Below are 14,381 nucleotides of genomic sequence, written 5' to 3' on the forward strand. Positions count from 1 at the left end.
GATCGCGGACGCGGGAATGAATACCGGTTTGCGTATTCCGCGCCAGGCGGATCGTACTGAATTCACTTGTTCACATCCTGAGAAATAGACGATCGGTCAGTCGATCATGGCGGTGAGGCCGGGGTGGACGCGAATCCGCTACGTCCGGACCCGTCGATCGACCCGCTCGATCGCGGCGGTGAGCGCCCGCGGGCATTCGTGTTCCGGGAGGTGACCGCAGTCGTCGAGCACCGTCGTGTCCCGACCGGTGATCTCCCACACCTGGTCGTCCAGTCGACGGTGGTCGAGCACCGGATCACACGATCCCGCCACCACTTCGAGCGGCACCGCGTGGCTCCACTCCGCGAGCCGCCGCTCCGAGATGTGGCGATCCGCGCGCATTCCGGCGCAGTGCGTGGACACCAGTAGTCGCCATTCCACCAGGTCGTCGTCCGGACGGAAATTCTGCCCGCCGAGTGCGGCCACCGCCCTGGAGGTGCCGTGCGCGGACGTGCGGCGTCGCAGGAGCCGCCCATCGGGGCGAGAGACCGGGACGATGCCTTCGGGACGGACCAGCACCATCGCGCCGACCGACGATCGGCAGGTGGCGGAGAGCGCCGCCGCGGCGCCGCTCCCGATGCCCAGCAGAACCGGCCGCGGGGCGCCGATCTGCGTCAGGGTGTCCTCCAGCCAGCGACCGTAGTCGGCCGAGGCCCGGCCTCGGCGCGGGCGCACCCCCGAACTGAGCCCGGGCTGGCCGGGCATGTCGGCGACGTGCACCGTGGCGTCGGGCATCGCATCGATCAGCGGCGTCAGAAGTGCCCCGCAGGACAGCTCGCCGGGCACCACCACGACGGTGCGCTGCGCGTCGGGTCGAACGACGGACGTGATGACGGTCGAGCCGAGTGACGTGTCGATCGTGCGGACGGTGTGCGGCGTGGACCAGTCGGCGAGTCTGCGTCGGCACCATTCCTGCACGGCCTCTCGGCCTGCTGTGGTCCGGTACGTGCCCGTGTCGACGGCGAGCAACATGTCGAGGTGCCTCTTCCTGCTGGACGTCGTTCGGGGTCGCGGAAGCGACCGCCGACCAGACTTCCCGGCACACCGTGGGAGGACACTACTCGTGCGGTCGGCGGGTTGCCACTCGGCGACAGAGGTCCCGCGGAAGGACACGCGCCGGCGTGCTCGACCGGCATGATCGGGCAATGGCGACCAGGCACCACCGCATCGACTACATCGAGCTGTCGGTCACCGACCTGACAGTCGCTCGGGCCTTCTACGCGGGGGCCTTCGGATGGACGTTCGTCGACTACGGCCCGACGTACGCAGGCATCGTGGGAGCCGACGGCGCCGAGGTCGGTGGGCTGGCCGTGGTCGAGACCCCCGCGCCGGCGGGAGGACCATTCGTGCTGCTCTACTCCGACGACCTGGACGCATCGGCCGAGGCGGTCGAGGCGGCAGGCGGATCGGTGGTGTCCGGCCCGTACGACTTCCCGGGTGGACGACGCTTCCACTTCGCCGATCCGAGCGGCACCGTGCTGGGTGTGTGGGCGTCGTCCTGAACGACGCGATGACGACAGTGGAATCGAGACCCCGGATTCCGGGGTCGGTAGTACACGATCAGCGGGCTGCTTCAGTCGACCAGGACCCCAGCAGTCGCAGTCGATCCGCGCTCGGGGATCCGGGCTCCGCTGTGTAGACCATGAGGACGGAACCGGGGTCCGCGGTGATCACCAGTTCCTCGTAGGCGAGGTGGATCTCGCCTACCACGGGATGGTGGAAGCGTTTGGTCCCGGCGCCGTGAGTGCGGACGTCGTGTGCTCCCCACAGCCTGCGAAACGTCTCGTCGCGTGTGGACAGTTCGCCGACGAGGTCCTGCAGGCCCTTGTCGTGCGGGTCGCGGCCGGCCTCCGCACGCATGATGGAGACGCACATCTGCGCGAACAGGTCCCAGTCGGGATAGAACTCCCGCGACAGCGGATCGAGGAACTGGAACCGAGCCAGGTTGGGCACCCGGCCGCCTTCCCCGATGACGGGGGCGTAGAACGCTTTGCCCAGTTCGTTGGTGGCCAGCAGATCCTGCCGTCGATTGCGCACGAAGGCGACGCCGTCGGTGATGGAGTCGAGTGCCCACTGCAGGCTGATGCGAGGTGGGGCGATGCGCTCCGCCCTGCGACGGGGGCGTCCCGACGTGGGGACACCGTCGGCTGCGCGAGCGAGATCGAGCAGATGCGCATGTTCGGTGTCGGTGAGCTGCAGGGCGCGTGAGAGCGCGTCGAGCACCGACGACGATGCACCGCCGATGGCGCCGCGCTCGATGCGGGCGTAGTACTCGACCGACAGGCCGGCCAGCGACGCCACTTCGCTGCGACGCAGGCCGGCCACCCGACGGGTACCACTGGTCGTGATGCCCGCTGCCTCCGGTGTCAGCCTGGCGCGGCGGGTCATGAGGAACTCGCGAACCTCGGCCTTGGAGTCCATGAATCCAGCGTAGGACGACCGGAGGCGATGAGGGAGGCCCTGTCATGACATCCCTCGCGCGGTCAGGCCAGCGTCGCGGTGTCGTTGACGAACCGGTGGCGGACATCGGAGGCGAGCACGCGTTCCACGCCTCGTCGATCTTGTCTGCGGAGATGACCTCGATCTCGGCTCGGGACAGTGGCTCGTCTGCTGCGGTGGCGGCTTACGCCTTCACGGACGTGGTCATGTCTCCAGTCGACACCCGCGTCGGCGGTCGAGGGAGTCCCCGATGAAGGGTGTACCCGCAGGGCACTTCTCGTGGAGAAGGTCAGTCGAGAGGTGCTGCGAACGTGCGGAATTCGCCGCGCTCGGTGTGCATGGTCCACAGCCGTTCCGCGAGCGCGTCCGGTTCGTGGGACGGCTCGCCCGCGCCGATGCCCCGCGGAATGATCAGCTGACCGACGTGCAGCCCCTCCGGTGCGAGTGCGTCGTGCAGCAGTTGGGCGTAGGCACTCTCGCCGGCGAAGGCGACCGAGGTCCCGGCAACGGTCGCGCCGGGACGAACTGCACTGCCTCCGTTGACGAACAGCACGGTGCCGCGTCCCAGCGACCGCATTCCCGGCAGTGCCCAGTTCACCGCTGTGACGGGTCCGTAGATGGAGAACTCGACCGGACCGACGAGATCGGCCACGCGTGTCTCGAGGACCGGCTTCATGAATTCCCTTGCCGGGACAGGGCTGTACTGCAGCACCTCGATCGGTCCGAGTCGCTCGGCCGCCGAGTCGAGCGCGGTGGTCAGGGACTTGGGGTCCCGGACGTCGGCCGCGAAGCCCGCGGCGGTGATCCCGGCATCGCCCAGCGAGTCGGCGATGCGGTCGACATTGCCCTGCTCTCGCGAGATCAGGGCGACCGAGAACCCCTCGCGGCCGAAGCGGCGAGCGACAGCGGCTCCGAGTCCCTCACCCGCACCGATGATGGCGATCGTGGTCATGGTCGTACTCCTCTGATCGAGTGGAAGTCAGGACACCAGCGCGTCGTGATGCGGGGTGGCGCCGGCGCGGTGGCCGTCTGCGTGCCTGGCCATGATCACGAGGGTAGCCAGCGGAACGAGCAGCGCGGCGGCGAACGCTGCGCCGACGACCGGGAACGAGGCCGGGCCGGACACACCGACGGCCCGCGAGCCGGCCACTGCCGAGTGTGCCGGTGACGGCACCGACGCCGAAGATCGCGAGACCCACCGGGAGGAGTTCGGCGGACAGGCCCGCACGCTTCGTCAGCAGCGGGACGATGAACGGGTAGGTGGACATCACGGCCGTGGTGACGAGGACGCAGGCAGCCATGACCACCCGCAGGCGACGCGACATCAGCGCCGCCGTCTGCTCGCGCAGCGGGACGGTGGTCGAGGCGGAGCGACCGCCGGGAACGGTGCGAGCGACGGGAACAGTCGACGAGGCACCCTTCGGTAGGGCACCCGACGGTCGTCGAGGAGAAGTTTGTCAATCGTGCTCGACGAGACCATGCTGTGTCGGATGCCCACGCTCTCGCGCTGTCTGTCGTGACCGACCCGGCGCTGGACGCTGCCGTCCTGCGCTCGCTGCTCGAACAATCTCCGGACATGATCATGCTGTCGGAGTTCTCCGGTGCGGTCGTCCACGTCAACCCGGTGGGGCTGACACTCCTCGGTCTGGCAGCGCTGCCGCCTGCGGGTGTCACCACCGCGGAGGTCTTCACCACGCGGGGGCTCGAGGTCGCCGACGACGTCGAAGCGGCGCTTCGGACGGTCGGACACTGGCAGGGGCGGACCGAACTTCGACACTTCGGCACCGACGTCGGTGTCCCGGTGGCACTGTCCACCTTCGTCGTACGTCGATCTCGAGGTACGCCCGACCTGATCGCCACCATCATCCGCGACCGCACGCACGGTCACCGTCGGGACGCGGATCTCGTCGCTGCAGCCCGTTCGGCGCTGCGCTCCGCAGCCGAACATCGTGCTCTCGCGGAACTGAGCGGTCTCGCGGTCTCCGCCGACATGCCGTCGCTGTTGGTGGCTGCCACGAGCACGGCGGCCACGGTGGTCGGCGTCGAGTCGGCTGCCGTCGCCAGAAGCGTCGAGGACGCCGGGACGCTGCGCTTCGACGCGGTCACCCGCGAACTCAGACCCGACGTCGTGATCGCGGCCGGAACCGGTTCGCTCTCCGGGTATGCCCTGGCGCACCACGAGGCCACCGTGTGCGTCGACACGAGGGAGGAATCGCGGTTCGACGTCTCGGCGATGAACCTCATGGGTTATCGCAGCGGCGCAGCGGTTCCCATCACCACCGGAGCAGGCCAGTGGGGTGCGCTGATCGTCTTCGGCACCGAGCCGGGTGTGGTCGGCGAGGGTGAGCTGACCTTCCTGTCCGCGGTGGCCGGGGTGCTGTCAGGGGCGCTCGAACGAGTCGACCTCGATCGAAGGCTGCACCGTCGCAGCATGCACGACCCGCTGACCGGACTGCCGAATCGAGCGCTGGTCTACGAGGCCATCGACTCCGCGCTCGCCGACGAGAACGGATCCGTCGCCCTGCTGCTGCTCGACGTCGACGACTTCAAGATCATCAACGACAGCCTGGGTCACGACGCCGGGGACCGTGCGCTCGTCCGCTTCGCTCGCCGGCTGGTCACGGCGACTCGCCCCGAGGACATGGTCGCCAGGCTGGGCGGTGACGAGTTCTTGATCGTCTGCAGCGGAGTCGAGGACGATTCCCATGCCGAACGGCTGGCCGCCCACGTGCTCACCGCTCTCGCCACGACGTCCACGTTGGACGGCGCGCCGACGCCGGTGAGCGCGAGCATGGGTGTTGCTGTCTCCGAACGGGACTCGACTCGACGCGAACTTCTGCGGCGTGCCGATCTCGCGATGTACCGCGCGAAGGACACCGGTGCCGGTGGGTACGCCGTGTTCGACCCGGACGACCTCTACGACGCCGACCGCGTGCGCACGCTGTCCGTCGATCTGCGCGGTGCGCTCGCCCGTGACGAACTGTCGCTGCACTATCAGCCGGTGGTCGACGTGGGGACGGGACGCATCGTCGCGGTGGAGGCACTCGCTCGGTGGACGCACCCGAGCCTCGGCCCCATCGCGCCGTCGGAATTCGTCGCCGTCGCCGAGCGCACCGGCCTCACCACCCCGCTGGGCGAGTGGTCGTTGGGGAGTGCCTGCCGCCAGGTGGTGCAGTGGCGCCGGTTCTGCGACGTGAGCGTGCGCGTCAACATCAGCGGTCTGCAGCTGCGCGACCCGGCGTTCCCTGCGCGCGTAGCCGCAACCCTCCGCGAGACGGGTGCACTGCCCGGCGAGGTGGGTCTCGAGATCACGGAGACCGTCTGGCTCGCCGACACCGGCCGCGTCGCGGCGAACCTCTCCGCGCTGCGCGACCTCGGCGTCGCGTTGCTGCTCGACGACGTGGGCAAGGGGTACAACAGCCTGTCCTACCTCGAGCGGTTCCCGGTGTTCGAGAGCTTCAAGATCGACAAGGCGTACATCGACGCGGTGAGCACCCCGCGTGGGCGGGCCGTGGTGTCCGCCATCGTCCTGCTGGCCAAGGCCTACGACGTGACCGTGGTGGGGGAAGGGGTGGAGACACTCGAGCAGTGGGAGGCGCTCGCCGCCGCCGGGTGCGATCTGGTGCAGGGCTTCCTTCTCGGCCGCCCCGCGGATGTCGCCCGCACGACGGCCCTGCTGCACGAGCAGGCGGCGGGCCCGGTGTGAACCGCACTCGGTGATGATTTCATCAGAAACTCTTGACTGGGTGTCCGATCATGAGTGACGATGTGATCACCTACTTCAGGAGCGGCCATGACGATCGACCACGCGCACCGGATCCGCGACGTCGACGGGCATCAGGGGATGCACGTCGATCAGGGCGCGCTGCCCGGCGAGCATCCCGGACGCGCCGCGAATCCGGTGATCAAGGTTCAGGACATCGCATGGCTGGAGTTCCGTAAGCCCGATCTGGACCGTGCGCAGACGTTCGCGGAGGCGTTCGGATTCCGCGTGACCGTGCGGACCGACGACGAGCTGCACCTGCGGGGTCTCGCCGACCGGGCGCCGTGCGTGATCATCCGAAAGGGGCGTCGGACGTCCTACGTCGGCGCTGCGTTCCGCGCTGCGGAGTCCGCCGACGTACTTCGTCTCGCCGAGGTCACGGGCCACCGAGCCGAGCGGTTGCCCGACTCGATCGGGGGGATCGGGGTGACCGTGACCGACCCGAGCGGTCAGCCGGTCCGGGTGGTCGCCGACCTCGACGACGGTCGGCAACTGCCGGGACAACGCACCCACGACTACAACTTCGGGGCGCTCGATGCCTCGCGGATCACCCGCACCAACCGCACCCAGCGTCCTCCGCACGAGCCGGCGCTCGTGGAGAGGCTCGGTCACGTGGTGCTGCAACGTACGCGCTACCTCGAGAACCTGAACTGGTACCTCGAACACCTGGGACTGATCGTCAGCGACTTCCTCTACTACGACGGGCAACGTCACCGTGGCCCGGTCATGAGTTTCATCCGCTGCGACCGGGGGTCCGAACCGACCGACCATCACACCCTCGCGATGACGTTGGGTCCGTCGGACCGCTACGTCCACTCGGCGTACCAGGTGTGCGATCTGGACGCGATCGGTGCGGGCAGTCGCTATCTGACCGAACGCGGGTATCGGCACTCCTGGGGCATCGGCCGCCACATCCAGGGCAGTCAGATCTTCGACTACTGGCGTGATCCCGACGGGTTCCTCGTCGAGCACTTCAGTGACGGTGACCGTTTCGATGCGACGCTGGATCCGGGCTGGGCGCCGATGACGGCATCCGGCCTCGCGCAGTGGGGGCCGCCCGCCAGCAAGGACTTCCTGGGAATCGCTCCGAACCGGCGATCACTCTCCGAACTGCGCTCCATCCTCACCGGACTGCGCAGCGACAACGAATTCGACTCCGAACGCCTTCTCGGCCTGATGAAAGTAGCCTCGTCATGAGCATTGCCGTTCTCCGTACCGTCGACGCATGGTGGGTGCAGACCCGCGAGGGTGCTGTTCGGGTGGACACCGCGGCAGTCACCACCGCGGAGCTGCTCGCCGACCGTTCGGCCGTCGATGCCGCCGCGGCCGGCGCCGAGACCGTGCCGGTGGCCTCACTCGAGCTCGTCTCGCCCGTCACCGCACCGTGTCGGGTGGTGGCCCAGATGACCAACTACGTGTCACACGTCAAGGACTCCGGCATGAACCCGGAGACGGTGCCGCTGACCTTCTTCCGCAAGTCGTCCGGGTCGATCAGCGGCCCCGCGGCCGACATCGTCAGGCCGGCCCACGTCACGTTGCTCGACTACGAGGTGGAGATCGGGCTCGTGGTGGGAGCGACCCTTCCGGTGGGGTCCGCCGTCGACGAGACGACGGTTGCTCGACACATCGCGGCGCTGGTCATCACCAACGACGTGTCGGCACGCGACGTCCAGCTGCCGAAGACCCAGTTCTACGAGGCGAAGTCGTACCCCACATTCACCCCCGTCGGCCCGGTCCTGTTGATTCTCGAGGACGGCGACCTGGCGCGGTTCGATCAGCTCCGGTTGATGCTGCGCGTCAACGGGGAGATCCGGCAGAACAGTACGGTCGCCGACATGATCTACAAGCCGATGGAGGCGCTGCGCACTCTGACCGGATTCCAGCGCGTCGACCCGGGCGACCTGATCCTGACCGGCACGCCCGGGGGAACTGCGCTGAAGGCGCCGGCGAAGGTGATCGAGATGATCGGCGCCCTGGTGCCGCCGGCGGTCAAGTGGAAGACCTTCTTCAAGAAGCAGGCGAGCAACCCGGCGTACCTGCAGGACGGCGACGTGGTGGAGGTGACCATCGCCACCGACGACGCGATGCTCGACCTGGGGATGCAGCGCACGACGGTGCGGTACGCGTGACGCACCACCCGGCCGTCGTCGTCGGCGCGGGACCCACCGGCATGGTGGCGGCCTCGCTGCTGGCTCGGCACGGTGTCGAGACGCTCGTGCTGGACAGGTGGGAGGACATCTTCCCGCAGCCGCGTGCCGTCCACCTCGACGACGAGGTGCACCGCATCCTCGGCGATCTGGGCGTCGCCGACGCGTTCACCGACATCTCTCGCCCCGGACACGGCCTGCGCCTGGTCGACTCGGACATGGCCACCATCGCCGAGTTCGAGCGTGACCCGGAGTCTCGCCCCCACGGCTTCCCGCCGGCCAACATGTTCGACCAGCCAGAACTCGAGCGCATCCTGCGCACGGCGATGACACACGACCCGCATGTGGAGTTTCGCGGTGGTGTGGAGATCATCGACGTCGCCACGATGAAGGACCACGTGGAGGTGGTCCTGCGAGACATCGCCACGGGTGAACGCAGCGCCGTCACCGCGGACGTCGTTCTCGGGTGCGACGGTGCGAACAGCGCTGTTCGCGCCGCACTCGGAACCTCCATGGAGACTCTGGCGCCCGAGCAGCGGTGGCTCGTCGTCGACGTGTCGAGCCCGGTCGACCCGGGTCTGTGGGACGGGGTGCATCAGCTCTGCGATCCACACCGCGCGGGAACGTTCATGCGCATCGGCGCCACTCGCTACCGGTGGGAGTTCGAGCTGCTGCAACACGAGACCGTCGACGACTACTCGGATCTCGACTCGCTCACACCCCTGCTCGATCCGTGGCTACGCGGCGCTCCGAACGCCGATCTCGAGCTGGTCCGGGTCACGGAGTACACCTTCCGTGCCCAGATCGCGGACCGGTGGCGTGATCGACGGGTCTTCCTGCTGGGAGACGCCGCGCATCTGACACCGCCCTTCATCGGTCAGGGCATGGGTGCCGGACTGCGAGACGCCTACAACCTCACGTGGAAGGTGGCCGGTGTGTTGCGCGGCACCCTTCCCGAGCAGGCACTCGACACGTACGAGCAGGAACGAGTGCCGCACGCGCGGGCCATGATTCGCCAGGCCGTCGCCGTGGGCTGGGCGATGAACGGCGGCGGCGAACGTGTCGCCGGCCTGCGGCGCCGGGCCTTTCCGATGCTCACGCGCGTTCCCGGTCTGACTTCCCTCGTCACGGACAGCGCGACCCCGCGCCTGCATCCATCGGCGTTGGTGCGACGGGGGTCGATGTCGCCGCGTCGGCTCGAGGGAACGTTGTGTCCGAACGCACCGACGGAGCGCGGCGTGCGCTTCGATGCCGTCGCCCCGTATCGGTTCACAGTGGTCACCGCCGTGGTGCCCGAACCCGCTCAGCGTCAGGAGATCACGCGCCGTGGCGCGGAGATCCTGCTGGTCAGCCCCGGGTCGGACCACGGCAGATGGTTGCGTGGCGGACGTGTGTCCGCGGCCCTGGTCCGTCCCGACCGGACCGTGATGGCGACCGCGCGGTCCCTGTCCGCCCTGCACACGCTCATACCCCCTTCTCCACATCCGTTCCCCCCGAATCAGATCGGACGTGCCGATGAGAACTGACACGGCGATCCCGCGGTACACGCAGGACATCTACTCCACCGCCGCCATCCTCGATCCGTACCCGCACTACGCAGAGATGCGTGCGCTGGGTCCGGTCGTGTGGCTGTCTCGTCAGAAGGTGTACGCGGTCACGCGCTACGCGGAGTGCAAACAGGTACTGCTCGACGACGCGACGTTCATCTCCGGCGATGGAGTCGCCCTGAACCCCGTCGCCAACAGGCTCGGTCGGGGTACGACCCTGAACAGTGACGGCGACGACCACACCCTGAAGCGTTCGGTGCTCGCGCATCGGCTCACTCCGAAGGCCGTCCGGAAGATGGCCTCGGCGGTGCAGGAGAAGGCCGAGCACATCGTCGACGCGGCGATCGCGAAGCGGTGGGTCGACGGGGTCGACGACCTCGCCACGGCGCTACCCACCTCGATCGTGCCTGATCTCGTCGGCTGGCCCGAAGATGGCCGCGACGAGTTGTTGCGCTGGGCCGGAGCGACATTCGATGCGCTCGGTCCACTGAACCGGCACTCCGTGGCGGCGACCAGAGCAGCGACGGAGATGATGGCCTACTCCCGACGCGTGGTCGAGGAACGGTCGGTGCTGCCGGGCAGCATGGGCGCGGATGTCCTCGCCGCTGCCGACGAGGGCCGCATCGAGAAGTCACAGTGCCCGGCGCTGATGATCGATTATCTCGGTCCGTCCCTCGACACGACCATCGGCGCCATCTCCGGTGCACTCCATCTCTTCTCGAAGCACCCGGATCAATGGCAGGCGGTTCGCGAGGATCCGGCTCTGATTCCCAACGCGATCAACGAGGTGGTGCGGTACGAGTCGCCCATCCGTGCGTTCTCGCGCCGGGCCGTGCGACAGGAGGTGATCGGCGGTGTGGTGATCCCGCGGGACGCCCGGGTACTGGTGCTGTACGCCTCGGCGAACCGTGATCCGCGTGAATGGCACGACCCGGACTCGTTCGACATCACCCGGGACGCGTCGCGCCAACTCGGATTCGGATCGGGAGTGCACGGGTGCGCCGGCCAGGGTCTCGCTCGCCTCGAAGCGTCCACGATCCTGCGGGTCCTGGCCGAGCGCGTCGAGCGCATCGAACCGGCCGGAACTCCCTCGCGCGCAGTCAACAACGTCATCCACAGATTCGATCGGCTCCCACTGAGACTGGTCGCAGCAGAAAGGACACCATCATGATCGTCGATGTCGACTGGGATCGATGCGAGGGACACGGCATCTGCGCAGAGCAGGCTCCCGAGGTGTTCAGCCTCGATGACGAGGGCGAGCTGCACCACGCCTACGACGGCGCGGACATACCGGACGAGTTGGTGTCCGGTGCTCGATCCGCCGTGGGTGTCTGCCCCGTCGCGGCTCTGCGTGAGCGCACGTGAGCGGTGCCGAACGCCGAGTGGTGATCGTCGGCGACTCCATCGCCGGGTGCACCGCGGCACGTGAACTCCGTGCGCTCGGTCACGACGGTCCGATCACCATGATCGGACGCGATCCCGACGGCTGCTACGCACGGCCGCCACTGTCGAAACGAGTTCTCGCCGAGGGAGTCGGCGCGTCCGATGCCTGGGATCTGTCCGACCTGAATCTGACGTCCGTCACCGCGGAAGCGACCGGAGTCGATGTCGAGCGGAGAACGATCGCCCTGTCGGACGGTGCGGACGTTCCGTACGACGCCCTCATCGTGGCGACGGGCGCGGATGCACGCCGACTCGCAGCGCCCGAGCAGAACGGTGAGATCGTGGTGCGCAGCCTCGCCGACGCGAGATTGCTGCGGAACCGGTTGGACACGGCGACGTCCGCGATCGTCGTCGGCGCAGGGTTCCTGGGCATGGAGGTGGTCAGTGCCTGCGCATCCCGTGACATCGCGGTCACCGTGGTCGACGTGGACCCACCGCTGCACCGCATACTCGGCCCGTTCCTGTCCGACGCGATCGCCGCGCGGGCGGCTGCTCGGGCCGTCGAGGTCCGCCGAGTGGACCGACCTGTCGACCTGCTCGGCGATCCGGTGGGTGGGGTCCGGATCGACGACGACGAGTCGACGGCCGATCTCGTGGTGACCTGTGCCGGAGAAGTTCCGGGTACACGCTGGCTGGACGGCACCGGGATCGGTGACGGCGGCGGTGTGGACATCGACGAGCGCTGTGCGACAGCGGTTCCGGGGGTGTACGCCGCCGGGGATGTCGCTCGGACCGTCGGCGAGGACGGTCTACGGCGCCGGACGCCGTTCTGGTCGAACGCGATCGCGCAGGGCAGGGTGGCCGCGGCGTCCGCGTTGGATGTCCCTGCCCGGTGCGCGCCGACCGACGACTATTTCTGGACGGAGGTGCTCGGTCTGTCGATCAAGGTCGTCGGACCGCTGCCCCTCGTCGGCGCACCCACCGTGCTGGAAGGCTCGGTGGAGGACGGATCGGCCCTTCTGGAATGGACACACGAGAGCGGCCGCAGGACCGTCGTGGCCTACGGGATGAAGAAGGCTGTCGGGTTGCTCCGTCGTATGGCGGCGTGATCCCCCGACGCGGCACTGCGCGAACAGGTTTCGTGCAGTGCCGCGTCGGTGAACTGTCAGATCACTTCCCGAGTTCGCCGAACGTGGCGTCGATGTCGGCCATCTCCATCTCCGCGGTCTGCTGGATCAGTTCCATGAGCTCCGGATCGAGTCCGGGTGCGAACTCCTCCGGTCGCTCGGGCGCGATGTCCAACGGTGCCCCCGCCGGCGCCTGTTCGCTCGCATCGAGATCCGTTCCGTCCTTCGACGGCGACATGCCCTGGTAGATGCGGCCCGCCTCGGACGCGCCGGTGAGGTCGAAGGTGTACTGCTTGCTCTGCAGGCCCATCTCCACGAGCTTCTTCACCTCGGGGAACTGCTCGGCGTTCGTCTTCGGTATCGGCAACGTCTTCTTCCAGTCGACCCCCAGGGTCTCGAGTGCCTTCGCGTATCCGTTCTCGTGCGCCTGATCCCGAACGATGAGGTAGGAGATGGTGGACCGGGCGGTCTTGTTGTCGGTCATCTCGTACATGCGGCACTTCTGTAGGCGCCCCGTCGATTCGAGCATGAGGTTGTACAGCAGATCGAGCACGAGGTTGCCCGAGTTGTAGACGTAACTGCCGCTCCACGGGTTGCCCACCGAGTCCACGGGCATCGCGCCCTGAGCACCGACGAGGTGGTGATGGATGTTGCCCTCGGACAGGGCGATGTTCAGCGGCACCGCGCCGCCTGCGCCCGGCGTGTCGAGCGGATCGTTCTGCTTGCCCTGGTATCGGGGCGACCCGTCGAGCAGGCGGGAGATCGTGGTGCCGATCAGTTCGACGTGGCTGATCTCCTCGGTACCGATGCCCTGGATCAGGTCCCGGTAGGGCTTGGCCGCGGCACCGCGGAAGTTCATCGACTGGAACAGGTACTGCATCATCGTGCGCATCTCGCCGAACTGGCCACCGAGACCCTCCTGCAGTGCGTTCGCTGCGGCGGGATCGGGCTCGTCGGGAACGATGTCGTGGATCAGCTTCTGTACGTGCAGATACATGGGGCCTCCTCAGGCGTGGGGCGGAACTGCCGCCCACGCAGCACGGGTGCCCCGCATCTGACCACCCTCAATCCTTCGGTGGTGTTCCAGTCTTCGAGGAAGGCTGTTGTGACTCACCACGTTTCACTGGTGTTACGCGCATTTATTGTTTTGTGATACACGCCTCACGGAGTCGTCCGAGCACATTTCGTCCGGAGAATGACAGGTATGACCTCTCCTATGGCGATCAGTCGTGACACCGCAGTGGGCCCGGAAGCCCGGTTGTCCTGGATTCTGTCCGGCCTCGCCGGGATGGTCGGCGCGGTCGCATTTCTGCATTCCGCGGGATACTTCGTCACCTTCATGACGGGAAATACCGAACGTGCGGTTGTGGGTCATTTCGGGGAACCCGCCGGCAAGGAGGTGGCGCCCGGCGCATCTCCCTGGGCTGCACTCGCTTTGATGGGATCGTTCCTGCTCGGTGTCGTCATCGCATCGATCTGCCGGCGGAAGTACTGGTCGAACCATCCGCACGGTGCCACCGTGGTGACGACGATCGCGCTCGCGGCAGCGGGATCGATCGATATCGCTCTGTCCGGTTGGTCGTCCGCCGACGTCAACTTCTATCCGATCCTTCTCATCGCTTTCGCGCTCGGTGCATTGAACACCGCCTTCACCAAGAAGGAAGAGACCTATATTCCGTTGAGTTACGTCACCGGAACGCTGGTCAAGCTCGGTCAGGGAATCGAACGCCATCTGTTCGGGGGCGGCACCCGCTACGACTGGGTCTGCTACGTGATGCTGTTGGGTTCGTTCTCGCTCGGTGGTGCGATCGGCGCATTCGTCGGTGTGGTCATCACGGGCCCCCAGGTGCTTCTGCTCGCCGCGGTGTTCAGCTTCGGCGCCACCATCTTCACGTTCACGCACACCGAGCGGCAGACGGTCTTCGGCTGACAGGTA

Annotated in this window: 14 protein-coding genes; 9 read left to right on the forward strand and 5 right to left on the reverse strand. The window is 67.6% G+C overall.

The genetic code is table 11. The features are described from left to right. Positions 1-138: 138 nt before the first annotated feature. Entirely contained in the window at positions 139-1,011 is an 873-nt protein-coding gene (locus HQ325_RS04975) for an alpha/beta fold hydrolase (RefSeq protein ID WP_222626972.1), read from the reverse strand. Positions 1,012-1,184: 173 nt separating this feature from the next. Between HQ325_RS04975 and HQ325_RS04980 the strand changes: the two genes are divergently transcribed. Then, complete coding sequence (locus tag HQ325_RS04980; RefSeq protein WP_222626973.1) at positions 1,185-1,541, forward strand: VOC family protein; 357 nt, start codon at positions 1,185-1,187, stop codon at positions 1,539-1,541. A gap of 58 nt (positions 1,542-1,599) precedes the next feature. Here HQ325_RS04980 and HQ325_RS04985 read toward each other — a convergent pair whose 3' ends face one another. The 3 genes from HQ325_RS04985 to HQ325_RS04995 all read right to left on the reverse strand — a co-directional run bounded on the left by HQ325_RS04985 (position 1,600) and on the right by HQ325_RS04995 (position 3,652). Continuing rightward, a complete protein-coding gene (locus HQ325_RS04985) occupies positions 1,600-2,460 on the reverse strand; it encodes a helix-turn-helix transcriptional regulator (protein WP_222626974.1) in 861 nt (286 codons plus the stop codon). A 307-nt stretch (positions 2,461-2,767) separates the two neighbouring features. After that, on the reverse strand, positions 2,768-3,430 hold the full coding sequence (locus HQ325_RS04990; RefSeq protein ID WP_222626975.1) for an SDR family NAD(P)-dependent oxidoreductase: 663 nt from the start codon (positions 3,428-3,430) through the stop codon (positions 2,768-2,770). A 27-nt stretch (positions 3,431-3,457) separates the two neighbouring features. Continuing rightward, on the reverse strand, positions 3,458-3,652 hold the full coding sequence (locus tag HQ325_RS04995) for a hypothetical protein (protein WP_222626976.1): 195 nt from the start codon (positions 3,650-3,652) through the stop codon (positions 3,458-3,460). 309 nt (positions 3,653-3,961) lie between these two features. On the opposite strand from HQ325_RS04995, the gene HQ325_RS05000 reads away from it, so the two are divergent. The 7 genes from HQ325_RS05000 (at position 3,962) to HQ325_RS05025 (ending at position 12,427) form a co-directional block, all read left to right on the forward strand. After that, positions 3,962-6,184 carry a GGDEF domain-containing protein gene (locus HQ325_RS05000; RefSeq protein WP_308014255.1) on the forward strand — a complete coding sequence of 741 codons (2,223 nt, stop codon included), beginning with the start codon at positions 3,962-3,964 and terminating at the stop codon, positions 6,182-6,184. 87 nt (positions 6,185-6,271) lie between these two features. After that, on the forward strand, positions 6,272-7,438 hold the full coding sequence (locus tag HQ325_RS05005) for a VOC family protein (protein WP_222626977.1): 1,167 nt from the start codon (positions 6,272-6,274) through the stop codon (positions 7,436-7,438). Beyond that, positions 7,435-8,370: a fumarylacetoacetate hydrolase family protein gene (locus HQ325_RS22340; RefSeq protein ID WP_261777679.1), complete on the forward strand. Its 936-nt coding sequence runs from the start codon at positions 7,435-7,437 to the stop codon at positions 8,368-8,370. The genes HQ325_RS05005 and HQ325_RS22340 overlap by 4 nt, the downstream gene beginning before the upstream one ends. Continuing rightward, positions 8,367-9,914, forward strand: coding sequence for a bifunctional 3-(3-hydroxy-phenyl)propionate/3-hydroxycinnamic acid hydroxylase (locus tag HQ325_RS22345; RefSeq protein WP_308014256.1), 1,548 nt, complete (start codon positions 8,367-8,369; stop codon positions 9,912-9,914). Before HQ325_RS22340 ends, HQ325_RS22345 begins: the two co-directional genes overlap by 4 nt. Beyond that, positions 9,904-11,106, forward strand: coding sequence for a cytochrome P450 (locus HQ325_RS05015; protein WP_222626979.1), 1,203 nt, complete (start codon positions 9,904-9,906; stop codon positions 11,104-11,106). Before HQ325_RS22345 ends, HQ325_RS05015 begins: the two co-directional genes overlap by 11 nt. Then, positions 11,103-11,300, forward strand: coding sequence for a ferredoxin (locus HQ325_RS05020; protein WP_222626980.1), 198 nt, complete (start codon positions 11,103-11,105; stop codon positions 11,298-11,300). Before HQ325_RS05015 ends, HQ325_RS05020 begins: the two co-directional genes overlap by 4 nt. Then, positions 11,297-12,427, forward strand: coding sequence for an NAD(P)/FAD-dependent oxidoreductase (locus HQ325_RS05025; RefSeq protein WP_222626981.1), 1,131 nt, complete (start codon positions 11,297-11,299; stop codon positions 12,425-12,427). The genes HQ325_RS05020 and HQ325_RS05025 overlap by 4 nt, the downstream gene beginning before the upstream one ends. Before the next feature lie 61 nt (positions 12,428-12,488). On the opposite strand, the gene HQ325_RS05030 is transcribed toward HQ325_RS05025, so the two are convergent. Beyond that, a complete protein-coding gene (locus tag HQ325_RS05030) occupies positions 12,489-13,442 on the reverse strand; it encodes a manganese catalase family protein (protein WP_222626982.1) in 954 nt (317 codons plus the stop codon). Between the two features lie 207 nt (positions 13,443-13,649). Here HQ325_RS05030 and HQ325_RS05035 point away from each other — a divergent pair, with 207 nt between their 5' ends. After that, a complete protein-coding gene (locus tag HQ325_RS05035; RefSeq protein ID WP_222626983.1) occupies positions 13,650-14,375 on the forward strand; it encodes a YoaK family protein in 726 nt (241 codons plus the stop codon). Positions 14,376-14,381 lie beyond the last annotated feature (6 nt).

It is taken from the genome of Rhodococcus sp. BP-349, from assembly GCF_019835845.1.
In the GTDB taxonomy this organism is placed as follows: Bacteria; Actinomycetota; Actinomycetes; order Mycobacteriales; family Mycobacteriaceae; genus Rhodococcoides.